Below are 14,917 nucleotides of genomic sequence, written 5' to 3' on the forward strand. Positions count from 1 at the left end.
TCCGCTTCCCGCCTTGCGCGCTGCACGGCGGATGGCTTCGACCACTGCGCTACCACGACGCGAGCAACGGCGACATGCCCACAACCTCCCAACCGCACTCATCCAGCCTCACGCAATGCGTCAAAAGGTTTCTTCTTCCGTGGCTGGCATTGACGCTCTTCTTGGGAGCGTTCTACCACTGGTCCGGGCTGAACATCCAAACATTCAGGGCAGAATCCGGCCTATTCATCGCCTGGGCGTACAGTGGCGATCTGGCCCACTTTGTCGACGCACACATTTATTCATCCTACAGCGGGCATTACACGCCGCTGTACTTCGCCGCTGAACTGCTGCAGGCCAGGCTGTTCAGCACGAACGAGCATCTGTGGTTCTGGCGGCAGATGCTGCTGCTTGGGCTGCTGGGTACCGCGCTGGCTTCACTCACGCGCACGACGCTGGAGGCATTGGGCAATCGCCGCGGCGTTGCGCAGGTCGCCGGCTATCTGCTCGCCGCGGTGTTCCTGCTGCAGCCGGCGATCGCGGAAATGGCGACCTGGCCGTTCATGGCCGCACAATTCCTCTGCATGGCGTGTGCGGCGACAGGGCTGCGCTATCTGATCCGCGCCAGTGCCTTCCAGGACGAGCGCGCCTTGTTCTGGGCGATGGCCTGGAGCTATGCCTCGATGCATTTTCTCGGCGTTGGCTTCGTCGTCAGCATCACCACCCTGATCAGCTGCTGCGTGCTGATGTGGAGCCAATGGCTCGCGCCCCGGCACTGGCGCACCATCTGCATCTTCGCCGTGCTGACGGCACTGCATGGCGTCATGATGACCCGCGGCGTGCCGACACAGGAACTGGCGATACCGCCGTCGACGCTGGTGAAACGGTTCGGTGCGCTGTACATGGGACTGGTGCATGGTGGACTGCAGTCGCTGTGGGCCAGCGGGCGCTTCCGCTGGCCGGACGTGGAAGCGTTCCCGGTCGATGCCGTCTATGGTCTCGCCCTGCTCGCGGCACTACTCGCCGCCGCGATCGCCATGGCCCAGCGTAGCCGCACGCAATCGCGACCGTCCCTGATGCTGGCCAGCATCGTGGTCGGCTTCCCCGCCCTCGCGCTGGCACTGTTCAGTGCGCTCCCCGTGCTGCGGACCAAGGGCACCCTGGATCCGCACAGCCTGGATGGCTACCTTTTCGGCACGCGCTATCTGATCTTCGCAACCTTCTTCGCCTACCTGCCGATCAGCGCGCTCGTCGGCGTGGTCGCGCGCAAGCTCGGCAAGCCGACGCTAGTGCCGCTGCTGATCCTGTCGCTTGGATCGGCGGCCGGCACGGCCGCCTTCATTCGCATCACCATTCCACAGATCTGGCCTTACCTGCTTACGCCCTCCGATGTGCTGTGGGCCAACGTGGTCAAGGAAGCCGCGACGCAGCAAAAGGCGCAGGGCCATGTAACGGATCGCCCGCTGAGCGAGCTCGACCACGAGTTCAATCCGCCGATGCACATGTTCACGCCGTTGATCGAGCGTGATCTCGGCTGCAGAAAGTGCATCCATGTCGAGAGCAAACCCTGACCGCTGCGCCGGGCATTGCCGCAGCGTCCGGCGCGCAATGCCGCATCTGCTGACGCTTCAGCGATCAGCGCGTCGACGGCGCTGACGGAGCAAAGCGACCCGAGGCGCCTGCGCGCCTTTAAGCGCGAACATTGAGCGAGGCCGCGGCTTTGACTGCAGCCGTGCCTTATCACTTGATCACAGCAAAGCCAGTGACCACCGAGCCACCGCACGCCGGCCGGGTGCGCGCATTGCGCAGCAGATCAACGCTGATACAGCATCAGATTTAGAACCTTGCTTTCAGGGTTGCCGTTGACCGTCAGCGACTCCTTGCCCTGCGCGGGGTACACCCAGACGACCAGCTTGTCGTCGCCGGACTCGCGCGTCAGTTCGTAGCGCACCACGCCACCACTCTGCTGCAGCGCAAACTCGGATTCCAACGTGACCGGCAGGTAGTCGTTGTCCTTGGAGCCGGCGAGCTCCGCTCTTCCAATCGTGCAGCGCTCGTCCTGACAGAGCTTCAGGGCGACCTTGCCCTGGGCGGCGCCACCGCTGTTGCCGATCTGCACAGCCGCTCGTTTAATGTGCAGCGTCGCCGGAGGCGCGAAGGTGCCGGCAAGCACCTGCCGATCGTTCAACGGAATCGCCGCATTGGAGGAGTCATCCATCGGCACGCGAACGGAGACATCGCCTGCCGCCAGGTACTTCTCGCATTCGCTGGCGGGATACTGTCGGCACCCGGCCAGTACCCACAGGACGGAGGCCATGGCCAGCATCGGACGCACGCGCATTTCGTTTCTCCTCGATTTCCGCTTCAGGCCGACGGTAACAGCGCGTCGGCCCTGGCCCACAGCAGGCCAAGATTGATCAACAGCTGAAGGACGACGCATGCCAACGCGATCCGCTTGCCCATCCGGTCCTGCATGAACTTCATCGCGAACACGCACAGCACGATGCCGATGGCCTGCAGGCCATGCACCGCAGGAATCGCCGGCGCGCTGAACACGCCGACCAAGAGCGCACTCGGCAATACCACCAAAGCGAAGAGTTCCTTGGGCCGGCGACTGCCATAGCTCCATGCGCCTGCGTAGGCCTGTGCGCTCAGCAACACGCCCATGGCGCCGGTGATCGAGATCAGCATCTCCTGGAAGAGCTGGTTGGGCACCAGTGGATAGGTGCCCAGATACAGCGGCAGGAACGTCCGCGCGGCGTTGGCGACACGCACCCACAGCAAATCGCCCAGGCTCGCCGAACTCAACAGGTTCTGCGCTACCAGGTCCGACGGAATCTGCAGGTACCATCGCGTCCACAGCCACCAGGGCAACACGCAGGCGACCAGGGCCACGCCATAGGCGATCACGTTACGCACGCACTGCGGCTTGAATCCGTCGCGCAGCAGGATGTACAGCCCAAAGCATCCGGCAAAGACGATCGCGTAGGGATGGGACCAGTACGCCATGCCCGCCAGCACACCGGCGGCGAAGGCGGAACGGCGCGACAGCAATGCGTAGGCACCGAGGATCAGGAAGAAGCCACCCAGGGATTTCGGCCAGGTGAACAGGGTCTGCGCGATGAAGTACGGGCTGCTGACGACCACCAGCAATCCGGCCAGCACATACGCACCGCGCAGTCCGGCCCGCATGAGCAGCAGTGCCGCGCCGAGCAGCAACGTGCTGTTCAACACGATGCCGACCGCCAGGAACTGCCGGAATGCTTCGTCGTCGCCCAGGCTTCCGACGTCCGGCCAATCCTGGCCGACGTACTTGAACCTGGGCAGCGCGTGGACCTGTTTGGCCGGCGGATCCAGCACGGCTCGAAACGGCACGTTCACCAGCGACATCAGAATGGGGCGGTTGGACAGCTCCTGCCCGGGCATGAGCGGTCGCTCGAACGCGAACTGGATGTCCCGCAGCAGAAACTCGCTGGACAGGAACGGCAGGTAGTTGTCCGCCGGAAATGCCCCCATCATCACCTGCACCTTAACGTGCAGATGATGGTTCTTGATCACATACGGCCCGTCCGGCAACTCGCCGGGAAAGCGGATCGGCATCGACACGATCGCCATGCACGACAACGCCATGCCGATCCATGCGGCGAAACCAAGAACGGTCAGCCGCCAGCGCCCCGCCAGCAACTTGCCGAGCACGCCGTGGCGATACCACTGCCAGCAGGACAGCGCGTACAGCAGCGCGAACCCGATGCAGGCATTGAGCCGGTTGTCGCTGGGAAGCGAGACGACGAAGACGCCAAGCGCGCCATGCCCGACCACGCCCACAGCGACGGAGTACGCCAGCAGTTCCAGGCCGTGCAGCCGTCGACCAGCTTCGCTGAGCGACAGCAACCCTGCCCCCACGCCGAGCAACGACAACGCCACCGCGACGCAAAGCGCCAGGCTTCCCCACAACTCCACTGCCACGTTACCGACTCCTCACGTACGCGAACCACGTTTCCCGTTGCCGCGGCTCGGCCATCGACCAAGCCGCGGCTTCCCCGTCAACGGCCGGCCTGCCACTCCTGCACATGCTGTAGCATCGTCTGCGCTCGGTGCATATAGGTATGTTCGCGCAGCGTGCGCTGCTGGGCTGCCGCAGCTATCGCCAGGCAGCGATTGCGATCGCCCACCATGGCCTCTACGCACTCGCGGAACTCGCGTACGGAGTTGTAGAGCAGGACCTCGGTGCCGGGCGCGTAGTAATCGACGATCTCCAGGCTCTCGACGAAGAACAACTGGGTCGTACCCGCCATCGCCGCTTCAAACGTGCGCGGGCCCGGCGTGGAGGGGTCCAGCTTGAAGCGGTCGTTGGCGTAATGGTAGTCGCGCCCCATGTTGAGCGTGATCCAGGCGCGCGCATACCGATCCGAGAGTTCGTTGTTGGGCAGGCGCTGATTGCGGCAAAACGGCAGCTCCGATTCCGGCCAGCCATCGCCCAGCACCACCGCGGCTTGCTCCTGCAACGGCTTTGCCAGATCGCGCAGCAACTTGATCCGGTTGCCGAAGGCCACGCCGCAGAAGAAGATGTTGACGTCCTTCGTCGCCGAGATCGGACGCCAGTGCGCGCGTTCGCTCGCTGCCAGCGGCAGGTGGAACGCGCGCGGATGGTCGTAATGCTCGGTGCACCATTTGTCGTTGCTAAAGACAAGATCGGCGACGTCCTTGATCTTGTAGCTGAAATCGAATTCGTAGGGGTCGTCGTGCAGCCAGAACACCAGCGTTGCGCCGGTCTGCGCGCAATAGCGCTTGATGCCGCTGTAATCGGCATCGTCGGGCATGCACGAACCGAAGCACACCACCAACTCCGGTTTGGCCGACCATGCCTTGGTCGCCGCGTGCTCGAGCGGCACGTTCACCACCGATTCGATCCCACGCAACTGCCAGAAACCTTCGGCCACGTAGCTGCGCAGCACCACGTTGCGATTCTGATTGTCCGGCGAGGCGCCGCAGACCAGGACGCGGGAAAGCATGCTCATTTCGCAGCTCCAGAGAGGCGGCGCACGGCTTCGGAGGCGAGCCTGCGTGCCGTGTTCACCGCGCCGTTCTTCCTGAAATACCGGTACACCCGGCGCAACCGTCCCGGTTCCGGCGTCGGCACCAACTGCGCGACCTCGTTCACCACGACGGTCGCACCGCGCGGCTGGATGGTCCACTCTCGATCCATCAACAACACGCCAATCTCCTTGAGCGTCTGCCCGCGCGGCGGAACCCCGGGGTCACGCGCGCGCCAAGGCGGCAACTGTGCCAGCAGGCCATGATAGAGCCCGCTGAGCCACTGCACGTGTTCCTGGTGACCGACACCGAGCCCGGCATGCACGTTCGCGCGCACGCGCTCGACCTCTCCGCGGTCAGCGACCAGCCGCCGGACCAACGAGACGATCGCGCCGGACTCCCCCATCGGCAGCTTGAACCCGTTGATGCCATCGGCCACACGCTCGCCGAGAGCGCCCGTGTCCGACACGATCGGCACCAACCCCGCGCTCCACGCCTCGGACAGGCTGATGCAGTAAGTCTCCGGCCAGATGGAGAAATGCATCGACATCGAGAAGCCGGCCAGTATCTGCGGCAGGCTGCCTGGGGCGGTAGGCCCCATGCACCCGCAGATTCGGGATCTTCAGTACGTTGAAGATCTCGCTGTACGGCTCGGACAGTCGCCCGATCACCGTGAATTCGACATTGTCCGTCCGCAACTGGTTGAAGGCATGGACCAACTGGTCGCCGCCCTTGTTCTTAGTGAAGTTGCCGACGATGGCAATCCGCAGCGGCGCATCCGGCATCTCCGGCGGGTGCTGCGGCACCTTTGCACGCTCGTCGCCAAGCGGCATCGGCACGCCCATGACCCGCAGCTTTTCACTTCCCCCCAGCAACGGATACATGGTCCTGAACAATGATGCCACGCCCTCGGTATTGGCATGAAGCGCATCCATCGCCAACAACATGCGGCCGAAAAAAGCCCTGCGCTTGGCCTGACTGCCCGCTCCAAAGCCATGCGCCGCGTTCAAGCAAACATCACAGGTTTCCGCCGGCAACGCGGCAATGTTGCAGTACACCCCACGGTAGTCCAGCAGGTTGAAGCGCGAGCAGACGACGTAATAGTCGTGCAGGCTCAACACCGCGGGAATTCCGAGCGCGGACGGAATGAAGCCGAGAGATGGCACATGGCCGATCAGGTGCTGGAAATGCACCAGATCGATCCGGAACTTCTCCAGCAACCGGGAGAACACTTGCTCGCGCTCGGGACAGGACAACAGCGAGTCGTCGAGCGTCGAAGCGCAGTCGAAGCTCTGGACCACCTGCATCGCTTCGTTGTACACCACGTAGCGCATGCCAACCGGCGTCACCGTCCGATCGGGAACGTAGAAGAACAGTTCGAATTCGTCCTTGATCGCCTGGCGTACGGAGTCCTGATAGACCTCCACGCCACCGTAGGGCTCAACGCCGAGAATATTGTGCGACACCATCATGATGCGCCGGCGCGCCTTGGGCACGGGCTGCAGCGAAGGCGCCGGCACCGGCACCGGCGCCACCGTCAACGCCTCCAGCTCCACGAACAGGGTCTGAACCCGGTTGGCGTACAAGTGCTCGGTCCGGGCGCGTTGCTGCGCGGCGCGGGCGATGGCCAGGCGTTCCTGCGGATAGGCCAGGTAATGCTCCAGCTTCTGAATGCACTCCTGCACGCTCGAAAATCCGACGTATTCCTTGCCTTCGGTGAAGAAGTCGTCCACCCGAATTTCGGGGATGGAGGTATCCACCAACTGGAAGCCACCCGCCAACGCCACTTCGAAGAAGCGCGGCCCCGGGGTCTGCGCGACCGGATCGTTGCCCGAAGAAGAGAACGCACGATGCAGGGTCAGCACCGAACGGCTGCGATTCGCGAACTTCGCGAACTCGGTGTTCGGCGTGCGCCAATCGTACTCGCTGAGCTCCATGCCGAGCTTGGGCGCAGGAATGTAGGGATTGGCAGGCAAGGCCAACTTCAGGCGAATACTGGGAATCGCGGCCTGCAGCTCGCCGAGAAACTCCGACCGGTTCGGCCAGGCAGTGCCCGCGAAGAACAGGTCGTAGAAATAGTGGCCGTCGTCCGACTCGGGCAACGCATGGAAATGGAAGCGCTCGTCCGCGGCGAAAGACAGATGCCGTCCCTTGGCACCGTAACCGGCGACGCTGCCGGCATCGTTCGTGAATACGAGATCGAACAGATCTGAATTCTTCACGTTGATGCTGCGCTCGTAAGGATCCTCCGTAACCCAAAGTACGGCGCGGCCGCAAACATCAACCAAGCGCTCGACCAACGAGCGATCCAACTCCTCCCCATCGAAGGCGAGCAGCAGATTGCACTCATGCCGATGCGCCTGCACCACGGCTGACGCGTAGTCGGCCTTGATCATGCACTCGACGCCGCCGTGCTGTTCGAGCGCCCTGGCGATGGCCAGGCAGATGTAATGGTTGGGGTTACTCCGCTTGGTGTCGAGGAGCAGAACGCGCCATGGCTTCATCAAAAATTCCGGGCAATGAGATCCGTGCGCGCGGATCAATTAGCGCAATATTAACATCAAGGGACGCCAGTGAACATTCGCTTCATTGACCGCAACGGCGCCATCAGACGCCAGCTGAACGAGGCACGCATGCGCTCCAGCGCTACCGCGTGCTGCTGCTTCTCCGCTTGAATGCGCTGCATGTCCGCCTCCTTGGCCGCGAGCATTTCGGTAAGCTGCACCAACTCTTCCTGTAAGCGCCCCATCAGTAACGGGACCTCTGCCACCTTTGCCGAAAGCTCGGCGCTATGCGCCACTTCGCTGCGATACGCAGCCTCCTGCTCTCCCAATTTGGACTGCAGGAAGGTGTGGGTTTCCCGCAGGCCTGCGAGCTCGGCGGATATCTCGCCCTTCGCTGCTTCGCTCTCGTTCAACAATGCCGCCAGCCTGCCCTGCTCTCGCGCGAGCGTCCCGATATCCAGCTTGGTTGAGATCAATTGCCCGACATGCTCGAACATCCGGTTCACCAAAACCGGAGCCCCTTCAACCGCGGTGAATGCGCATAGCTGGCGCAGCGCTTCGGGCTGGTCCTCGCCCACCAGTAGCACGCCTAGACCATGAGTGTGGGTGAATTCGAACGACGGATAGCGCTGGCGGATCTCCGCCCAGTACCGCCACACGCCGAAATCACGCTCCCTGACATTGATATCGTGGAAAAGCACCACGGCGCGCCGTGACAGTTTTCTCGCCCAAGTCTCGAAATCGTTGCGGACCGCGTCGTAAGTATGCAACCCGTCGATATGCAACAGATCCACGCTGCCGTCTTCGAAATACTCGACAGCTTCCTCGAAGCGCATGCGCATCAAACGCGAAAAGTCGGCGTAATTGCGCTGGTGATAATCCAGCAACGTGAAGAACACCTCGTCGCCGTAGATACCCGCATGCTCATCGCCTTCCCACGTGTCGACGGCGTAACACTTGGCTTGGACTGCGCAGCCCTGTACGGCCTGGCAGAACGCCAAATAGGACGCACCGCGATGCGTTCCCAGCTCAACTAGGATTCCCGGCCGCATTTCCTCGATCAACCATCCGGCGAACGGGATGTGCCCCAGCCAGGCACTCTCAGGAGTGCATTGCGGGTGCAGGAACATCGTATTGTTAATTGGGAAGTTGATCACGATTGCGCTCCGTACACGCCATTCCCGTAGGGATATGCACACTGCGCGTCATGCGGACGCGCTACTGAAACTGTGCGATGAAGGCACCGACATCGTCTCTGCTTAGCAAATGTTGGCAGGCGTGGATCTTTTCGATCGGCCAATCCCACCAGCGGATGGCGAGGAGCGCTTCGATCTGATCTTCTGAAAAGCGTTTCCTGACGACCTTGGCTGGATTTCCGGCGACGATCGCATAAGGCGGAACGTCCTTGGCTACCACGGCACCGGCGCCGACTATGGCGCCGTCGCCGACGCTGACGCCGGACAGCACCATCGCGCCGTGTCCCAGCCAGACATCGCTACCGATCCGGGTCGGTCCTTTGCTAGCTGGAAGACCGTCGCGCTTGGCGAGCGGATCCCCAAAGGCGATCCGCAGGGGAAACGTGGTCACCCAATCGCTGCGGTGCTCCCCACCGCCAAAGATGATCACCTCGTCGGCGATCGAGCAAAAGGCGCCAATGGCGATGGATTCGTCCTCCGCCCAAACTTTCAGCATAGGATTTCCGTAAGTGAAGCGCCCGACGCTGATGCGCGGATCATCACTAACGAGCAGCGCAATCCTGCTTTGGAAGGTACTGTTCATCAGGATTCCGCAATCTTCATCTGCACCCTCTCGAACGGAATACCAACTAATCCGTAGCGCAGGGAGGGCGAGGAGACCTTGAGAATCACCGCGTCATGCAGCCAGTGGTGTTGCGTATTGGTTAGAGGATCGCCCTCGGCGACCGAGACCGTCATCGAGTAATCCCCGTTTGGCAGCAGTGGCAGATGGAAGACGAACTCCGCTTCCAGCTGATTGCCCGCGGCCACGTCCAGCGGCGGTTGCACGTGGGTGAAGGTGTGCTCGCCGAACAGCGATTGCCCCAGGCTGTCCTTGACGAAAAAGCCTAAAATGGGACTTCTCATCTCGCGATGCACCTGGGCGACGATGCGCAGCGCGACGTGCTCGCCACCGAAGAAATAGGGCCGCCCGGGATCATCCAGGTTGGTGAGTGCCACCGACGCGATGCTGGCCGCACCTGATTGCCAACCATCCGAGTGAGCGATGTTGTCGAACAGCTCGAGCTTGATCTCTTCCACCGGCTTGACAACAGGACGCGGCCCGATGACCTTGCCTTCACGCTGATCAAGCGCCTGCAGCTTCACCTCGTCGCCGTAGCTTTCCTGCGCGCAGTATTCGATATAGGCTTGAGTGGTTTCCTGGGCTGAGGCGTGCATCCGCATGGCACCCTTGTCTAGCCACAGCGCCGATTGGCAAAAGCTTAGCACTGAACCGGTGTCATGACTGACGAAGAGCAGTGTGCCACGCTCGCGGAAGGCGCGCAGAAAGCGCATGCACTTCTGGACGAAGACCGCGTCGCCAACCGCCAGCGCCTCGTCGACCACCATGATGTCCGCATCCACGTGCGCTATCACTGCGAAAGCCAATCGGACATACATGCCACTGGAATAAACTTTGACCGGCTGATCGATGAAATCGCCGATGTCGGCGAACGCCAGAATGCGGTCTATGCGCGCTTCGATCTGCGCATGGCTCAGTCCTAGAATGGCCGCGCTCATGAACACATTTTCGCGCCCAGTGAACTCAGGGTTGAAGCCGGCGCCCAGTTCAAGCAGCGCGGCGACACGTCCATTCACTTGGATCGACCCAGAAGTCGGCGTCAGCGTCCCGCAGATCATCTGCAACAGGGTCGACTTGCCAGAGCCGTTACGACCGATTATGCCAACCGTGTCGCCGCGACGCACTTCGAACGACACGTCCCGCAGCGCCCAGAACTCATTGAAATACTTGCGCGATGCAAGACCCAACGAACGCCCGACCCGGGGGAACAACGCCTGCTTGATGCGATCGTGAGGCTTATCGTAGACCTGATAGCACTTGGAGGCGCCAGAGACGCGAATCGCCAATTCCGACATGATGGACCTTTAAATCGAAGCGGGTGCTTCAGCGAGCGATTATTAGACGACGTCCGCGAAACCGCGACGCACCAGTTGGAACCAGTAGTAGCCCACGTACGCGACGACGAGGCTGCCGATGGAGTACTTGAGCAAGCCCATCCAGTCCGGCGGCAGCCCCCACATCAGTACGTTCCGAGACTGCTCGATGATGAAGGTCAGCGGATTGAGATAGATCCACTTGCGCATACCTTCCGGCAGAGAGGTAATCGGGTACAGCGCCGGACTCATGAAAAGCAGCACCGTTGCCAGCAGTCCGGTGATCTGGCCGATGTCGCGGTAGTACACACCCAGCGCGGCGAAGAACCATGTCACTCCCGAGGCGACCATCACCAACGGCGCGATCACGAGCGGGAAATAGAGCACCGTTAGCGGCAAACGATGCAGAAGCAGCAACTGAGCGATGAGCAAAACCGCCAGGGTGATAACCATATGGAACAGCGACGACGCGACCGCCGACCAGGTCAGGATTTCCAGCGGGAACACCACCTTCTTGACGTAGCTTGCATTGGCCAGCACCAACATCGGCGCACGGCTGATGCATTCGGACAAGAAGCCGTGAACCATGATGCCGGCGAACAGGATGATCGCGAACTCCGCGCGATTCGTCTCCACGGACCCGCCCCAGCGCGCATTAAACACGTAGGAAAAAACGAAGGTATAGACCGCTAGCATCAACAGCGGATTAAAGAAAGACCAGGCTAGGCCAGCAATGGATCCGCGATAGCGACCCAGGACCTCACGCTGTGCAAGTTGATATATCAACTTGCGATGGTGCGCGAAGCTACGTAACGCCGATACTGGCGAAAGAGAACTGCTCATCGAGAATTTTGCCCAGTAAAGTGAGGTCAGCTGCGGTAAGCAAACACAATCGCTTGTCCCAGTTCTGCCCGCAAATCTTCGACCTCCTCCACCCCCACACTCAACCGCACCAACCCATCGGTGATGCCCAGGCGCGCGCGGCGCTCGGCGGGGATGGAGGCGTGGGTCATCAGGGCGGGGACGTTGACCAGGCTTTCGACGCCGCCGAGGGATTCGGCAAGGGTGAACAGCCGGGTGCGCTCGCAGAAGGACTTGGCCGCGGCCGCGCCGCCCTTGAGTTCGAAGGAGATGATGCCGCCGAAACCAGACATCTGCTTGGCGGCCAGGGCGTGCTGGGGGTGCGTGGTCAGGCCGGGGTAGATGACCTTCGCCACGGTGTCCTGCGTCTGCAGCCACTGTGCCAGCGCCAGGGCGTTGTCGCAATGGGCCTTCATGCGCAGGTGCAGCGTCTTCAGGCCACGCAGGGCCAGAAAGCTGTCGAACGGGCCCTGCACCGCGCCGGCGGAGTTCTGCAGGAAGGCCAACTGCTCGGCCAGCTCGGCATCGTCGCCGATCACGGCCACGCCACCGACCATGTCCGAGTGGCCGTTGAGGTATTTGGTGGCCGAGTGCACCACCAGGTGCGCACCCAGGCTGAGCGGGCGCTGCAGCATCGGCGAGGCGAAGGTGTTGTCGACCACCACCTTCAGGCCGCGCGCGCGGGCGATCTGCGCGATCGCGGCGATGTCCACGATCTTGAGCATCGGGTTGGTGGGCGTCTCGATCCACACCAACTTGGTCTTCGGCGTGATCGCTGCTTCGAACGCCGCCGGGTCGGTCAGGTCGACGAAGCTGAAATCCAGCCCGGCGCTGCGCTTGCGCACGCGCTCGAACAGGCGGTAGCTGCCACCGTACAGGTCGTCCATGGCGATGACATGGTCGCCGCTGTCCAGCAGCTCCAGCACGGTCGCGGTGGCGGCCATGCCCGAGGCGAGGGCGAAGCCGCGGCTGCCGCCTTCCAGCGCCGCAATACAGCGCTCATAGGCGAAGCGGGTCGGGTTCTGCGTGCGGCTGTATTCGAAGCCGCTGTGCTGGCCCGGGCTCGGCTGCGCGTAGGTGGACGTGGCGTAGATGGGCGGCATCACCGCCCCGGTGCTGGGGTCGGGCGCCTGCCCGCCGTGGATGGCGAGCGTCGCTAAAGCCAGGCTGCTGTCGCCGTCCTGGCTCCCGCGGGTATGGTCGGACATGGGGGGATTCTTCAGAGATCGAGGGGAATTCTAGCAGTGCCGTCACGCACGCAGGCGCGACGGGTTCATGAACGACAAGCTGAATGCGGCGCGGCTCACTGCACGCGCCGGCGCAGATAGTTGAGCAGGTCGATGCGCGTGATCAACCCCAGGAACTGCTCGCCTTGCATCACGATGGCCACCTGCCCGCGATCGAACACCGGCAGCAGCGCCTCGATCGGCGAGGCCACATCCAGCCGCTCCAGCTTGCTGACCATCGCGGTGGCGACCGGGTCGCCGAAGCGCGCCTCGTCGCCGTACACGTGCAGCAGCACGTCGGACTCGTCGATGATGCCGACCAGCTTCTCGCCCTCCATCACCGGCAGCTGCGAGACGTCGTAGAGCTTCATGCGCTGGTAGGCGGTGGTCAGCAGATCGGTCGGAGCGACCACCACCGTGTCCTTCTGGCTGTACGGGCGCAGGATCAGGTCGCGCAGGTCGCCGTGCTGGGGGCGCTCGATGAAGCCGTTGTCCAGCATCCAGTAGTCGTTGTACATCTTGGACAGGTACTTGTTGCCGGTGTCGCAGACGAACACCAGCACCCGCTTGGGCGTGGTCTGTTCGCGGCAGTAGCGCAACGCGGCGGCCAGCAGCGTGCCGGTCGAGGAGCCGCCCAGGATGCCTTCCTTGGCCAGCAGCTCGCGCGCGGTCAGGAAGCTCTCCTTGTCCGGGATGGCATAGGCCTTCTTGACCCGGCTGAAATCGGAGATGCCGGGCAGGAAGTCCTCGCCGATGCCTTCCACCAGCCAGCTGCCGGACTTCTCGCTCAGCGTGCCCTCGTTGATGTACTGGGTCAGGATCGAACCGACCGGGTCGGCCAGCACCAGCTCGGTGTCCGGCGAGGCCTTGGCGAAGGCGCGCGACAGGCCGGTCATCGTGCCTGAGCTGCCGCAGCCGAATACGATCGCATCCAGCCGGCCGTCCATCTGCTCCAGGATCTCCGGGCCGGTGCCGAACTCGTGCGCGGCCGGGTTGTCCGGGTTGCCGAACTGGTTGATGAAGTAGGCGCCCGGGGTCTGGCTGGCGATGCGCGCGGCCAGGTCCTGGTAGTACTCCGGATGGCCCTTGGCCACGTCCGAGCGGGTCAGCACCACCTCGGCGCCCATGGCCTTGAGGTTGAAGATCTTCTCCCGGCTCATCTTGTCCGGCACCACCAGGATCAGGCGGTAGCCCTTCTGCTGGGCCACCAGCGCCAGTCCCAGGCCGGTATTGCCGGCCGTGCCCTCCACCAGGGTCGCGCCGGGCTTGAGCTCGCCACGCGCCTCGGCGGCGCCGATCATCGACAGGCCGATGCGGTCCTTGATCGAGCCGCCGGGGTTGGCGCTCTCAAGCTTCAGGTACAGCTCGCACACACCGGTGTCCAGGTGCTGGGCCTTGACGATGGGGGTGCGGCCGATCAGTTCGAGGACCGAGGAATGGATCGCCATGCGGGCGGGACGCTCGTGATGAGGGGCAGGCGATTATGGCATCGCCACCGCAACGAGCCGTTCAGTTCTACCCGCGCCCAAGGGCGGATGCGAAAGCGGCGGCCACCAGGGCCGCCGCAGGGCTACAAATTGCGCGGGTGCCGGCGTCCGACGAGGAAGTCACCGGCACCCGCGACTGTGAACCAGATCAGTGGGGCGTGGATTCGTACTTGCGCTGCAGGCGCTGCTTGGCCAGGAGCTTCTCGCGCTTCATCTGGCCCAGGGTGGCGTCGTCGATGGGCAGGACGCCCAGTTCGGCATCCATCACCTTCTTGTTGAGTTTGCGGTGGCGCTCGTAGAGCTGCTTGAACTCGGGATCGGTCTTGATCAAAGCCTCGATTTCGGACTGCGGCTGCTCTTCAAACATGGGCATTCTCCTTCAGCGGAAATACGAACGCCCCGGCCGGTGAACGGCGCAGGGCGTGGCGTGGGGGAAGCGCGGATCGATGAACCAACGCCCGGACGGGGCGTGCACAGCGGTCTGGATTGGGTCGGGCATCGGCTTCATCGGCGCGGCGTCTCCGTCAATCCAGGAGGTCTTCAGCGACCCCCTGGGGATACGACCCTACTCCTGCCCTTCGGGGGCGACAAGCACCGTTCGGCGGACACAGACAGGTCCAGGTTGGCTTGGCGAAGGCCGTCCACCCGGCAACCGGGACGGGCGCCGCAGATTCAGATAAATGACTGATTTTTAA

Annotated in this window: 12 protein-coding genes and 1 pseudogene; 1 reads left to right on the forward strand and 12 read right to left on the reverse strand. The window is 62.9% G+C overall.

The genetic code is table 11. The features are described 5' to 3' along the window. Nucleotides 1-74 precede the first annotated feature (74 nt). The gene (locus ACFJIT_RS13735; protein ID WP_379653921.1) at nt 75-1,550 is read left to right on the forward strand and encodes a hypothetical protein; all 1,476 of its coding nucleotides are present in this window, start codon (nt 75-77) and stop codon (nt 1,548-1,550) included. A gap of 242 nt (nt 1,551-1,792) precedes the next feature. Here ACFJIT_RS13735 and ACFJIT_RS13740 read toward each other — a convergent pair whose 3' ends face one another. From ACFJIT_RS13740 to ACFJIT_RS13795, 12 genes and pseudogenes are all read right to left on the reverse strand, one after another. Next, the gene (locus ACFJIT_RS13740) at nt 1,793-2,320 is read right to left on the reverse strand and encodes a hypothetical protein (RefSeq protein WP_379653922.1); all 528 of its coding nucleotides are present in this window, start codon (nt 2,318-2,320) and stop codon (nt 1,793-1,795) included. Nucleotides 2,321-2,343: 23 nt separating this feature from the next. Then, a complete protein-coding gene (locus ACFJIT_RS13745; RefSeq protein ID WP_379653923.1) occupies nt 2,344-3,945 on the reverse strand; it encodes a hypothetical protein in 1,602 nt (533 codons plus the stop codon). Nucleotides 3,946-4,022: 77 nt separating this feature from the next. After that, nucleotides 4,023-4,997 carry a glycosyltransferase gene (locus ACFJIT_RS13750; RefSeq protein WP_379653924.1) on the reverse strand — a complete coding sequence of 325 codons (975 nt, stop codon included), beginning with the start codon at nt 4,995-4,997 and terminating at the stop codon, nt 4,023-4,025. Continuing rightward, on the reverse strand, nt 4,994-5,614 hold the full coding sequence (locus ACFJIT_RS13755) for a glycosyltransferase (RefSeq protein WP_379653925.1): 621 nt from the start codon (nt 5,612-5,614) through the stop codon (nt 4,994-4,996). The genes ACFJIT_RS13750 and ACFJIT_RS13755 overlap by 4 nt, the downstream gene beginning before the upstream one ends. Nucleotides 5,615-6,584: 970 nt before the next feature. Then, nucleotides 6,585-7,517, reverse strand: a pseudogene (locus tag ACFJIT_RS13760) (glycosyltransferase); the annotation flags it as partial. A 56-nt stretch (nt 7,518-7,573) separates the two neighbouring features. Beyond that, nucleotides 7,574-8,674, reverse strand: a complete 1,101-nt coding sequence (locus ACFJIT_RS13765) for a class I SAM-dependent methyltransferase (RefSeq protein WP_379653926.1) — start codon at nt 8,672-8,674, stop codon at nt 7,574-7,576. A 61-nt stretch (nt 8,675-8,735) separates the two neighbouring features. Next, nucleotides 8,736-9,296, reverse strand: a complete 561-nt coding sequence (locus ACFJIT_RS13770) for a CatB-related O-acetyltransferase (protein WP_379653927.1) — start codon at nt 9,294-9,296, stop codon at nt 8,736-8,738. Continuing rightward, on the reverse strand, nt 9,296-10,630 hold the full coding sequence (locus ACFJIT_RS13775) for an ABC transporter ATP-binding protein (RefSeq protein WP_379653928.1): 1,335 nt from the start codon (nt 10,628-10,630) through the stop codon (nt 9,296-9,298). Before ACFJIT_RS13775 ends, ACFJIT_RS13770 begins: the two co-directional genes overlap by 1 nt. A 42-nt stretch (nt 10,631-10,672) precedes the next feature. Next, a complete protein-coding gene (locus tag ACFJIT_RS13780; protein ID WP_379653929.1) occupies nt 10,673-11,491 on the reverse strand; it encodes an ABC transporter permease in 819 nt (272 codons plus the stop codon). Between the two features lie 26 nt (nt 11,492-11,517). Continuing rightward, nucleotides 11,518-12,717 (reverse strand): cystathionine gamma-synthase, encoded by a 1,200-nt coding sequence (locus ACFJIT_RS13785; RefSeq protein WP_379653930.1) that lies wholly within the window; start codon nt 12,715-12,717, stop codon nt 11,518-11,520. 95 nt (nt 12,718-12,812) lie between these two features. Then, on the reverse strand, nt 12,813-14,183 hold the full coding sequence (locus ACFJIT_RS13790) for a pyridoxal-phosphate dependent enzyme (protein WP_130523082.1): 1,371 nt from the start codon (nt 14,181-14,183) through the stop codon (nt 12,813-12,815). A 187-nt stretch (nt 14,184-14,370) separates the two neighbouring features. Next, the gene (locus ACFJIT_RS13795) at nt 14,371-14,589 is read right to left on the reverse strand and encodes a YdcH family protein (RefSeq protein ID WP_130515246.1); all 219 of its coding nucleotides are present in this window, start codon (nt 14,587-14,589) and stop codon (nt 14,371-14,373) included. Nucleotides 14,590-14,917: the final 328 nt, after the last annotated feature.

It is taken from the genome of Pseudoxanthomonas sp. UC19_8 (assembly GCF_042700505.1).
Lineage (GTDB): Bacteria > Pseudomonadota > Gammaproteobacteria > Xanthomonadales > Xanthomonadaceae > Pseudoxanthomonas_A > Pseudoxanthomonas_A winnipegensis.

Excerpts from the sequence above, each read along its gene's own strand:
- ACFJIT_RS13735 (WP_379653921.1), top strand. The coding sequence starts at position 75 with ATGCCCACAACCTCCCAACCGCACTCATCCAGCCTCACGCAATGCGTC.
- ACFJIT_RS13740 (WP_379653922.1), bottom strand. The coding sequence starts at position 2,320 with ATGCGCGTGCGTCCGATGCTGGCCATGGCCTCCGTCCTGTGGGTACTG.
- ACFJIT_RS13750 (WP_379653924.1), bottom strand. The coding sequence starts at position 4,997 with ATGAGCATGCTTTCCCGCGTCCTGGTCTGCGGCGCCTCGCCGGACAAT.
- ACFJIT_RS13755 (WP_379653925.1), bottom strand. The coding sequence starts at position 5,614 with ATGGGGCCTACCGCCCCAGGCAGCCTGCCGCAGATACTGGCCGGCTTC.
- ACFJIT_RS13770 (WP_379653927.1), bottom strand. The coding sequence starts at position 9,296 with ATGAACAGTACCTTCCAAAGCAGGATTGCGCTGCTCGTTAGTGATGAT.
- ACFJIT_RS13775 (WP_379653928.1), bottom strand. The coding sequence starts at position 10,630 with ATGTCGGAATTGGCGATTCGCGTCTCTGGCGCCTCCAAGTGCTATCAG.
- ACFJIT_RS13780 (WP_379653929.1), bottom strand. The coding sequence starts at position 11,491 with ATGAGCAGTTCTCTTTCGCCAGTATCGGCGTTACGTAGCTTCGCGCAC.
- ACFJIT_RS13785 (WP_379653930.1), bottom strand. The coding sequence starts at position 12,717 with ATGTCCGACCATACCCGCGGGAGCCAGGACGGCGACAGCAGCCTGGCT.
- ACFJIT_RS13790 (WP_130523082.1), bottom strand. The coding sequence starts at position 14,183 with ATGGCGATCCATTCCTCGGTCCTCGAACTGATCGGCCGCACCCCCATC.
- ACFJIT_RS13795 (WP_130515246.1), bottom strand. The coding sequence starts at position 14,589 with ATGTTTGAAGAGCAGCCGCAGTCCGAAATCGAGGCTTTGATCAAGACC.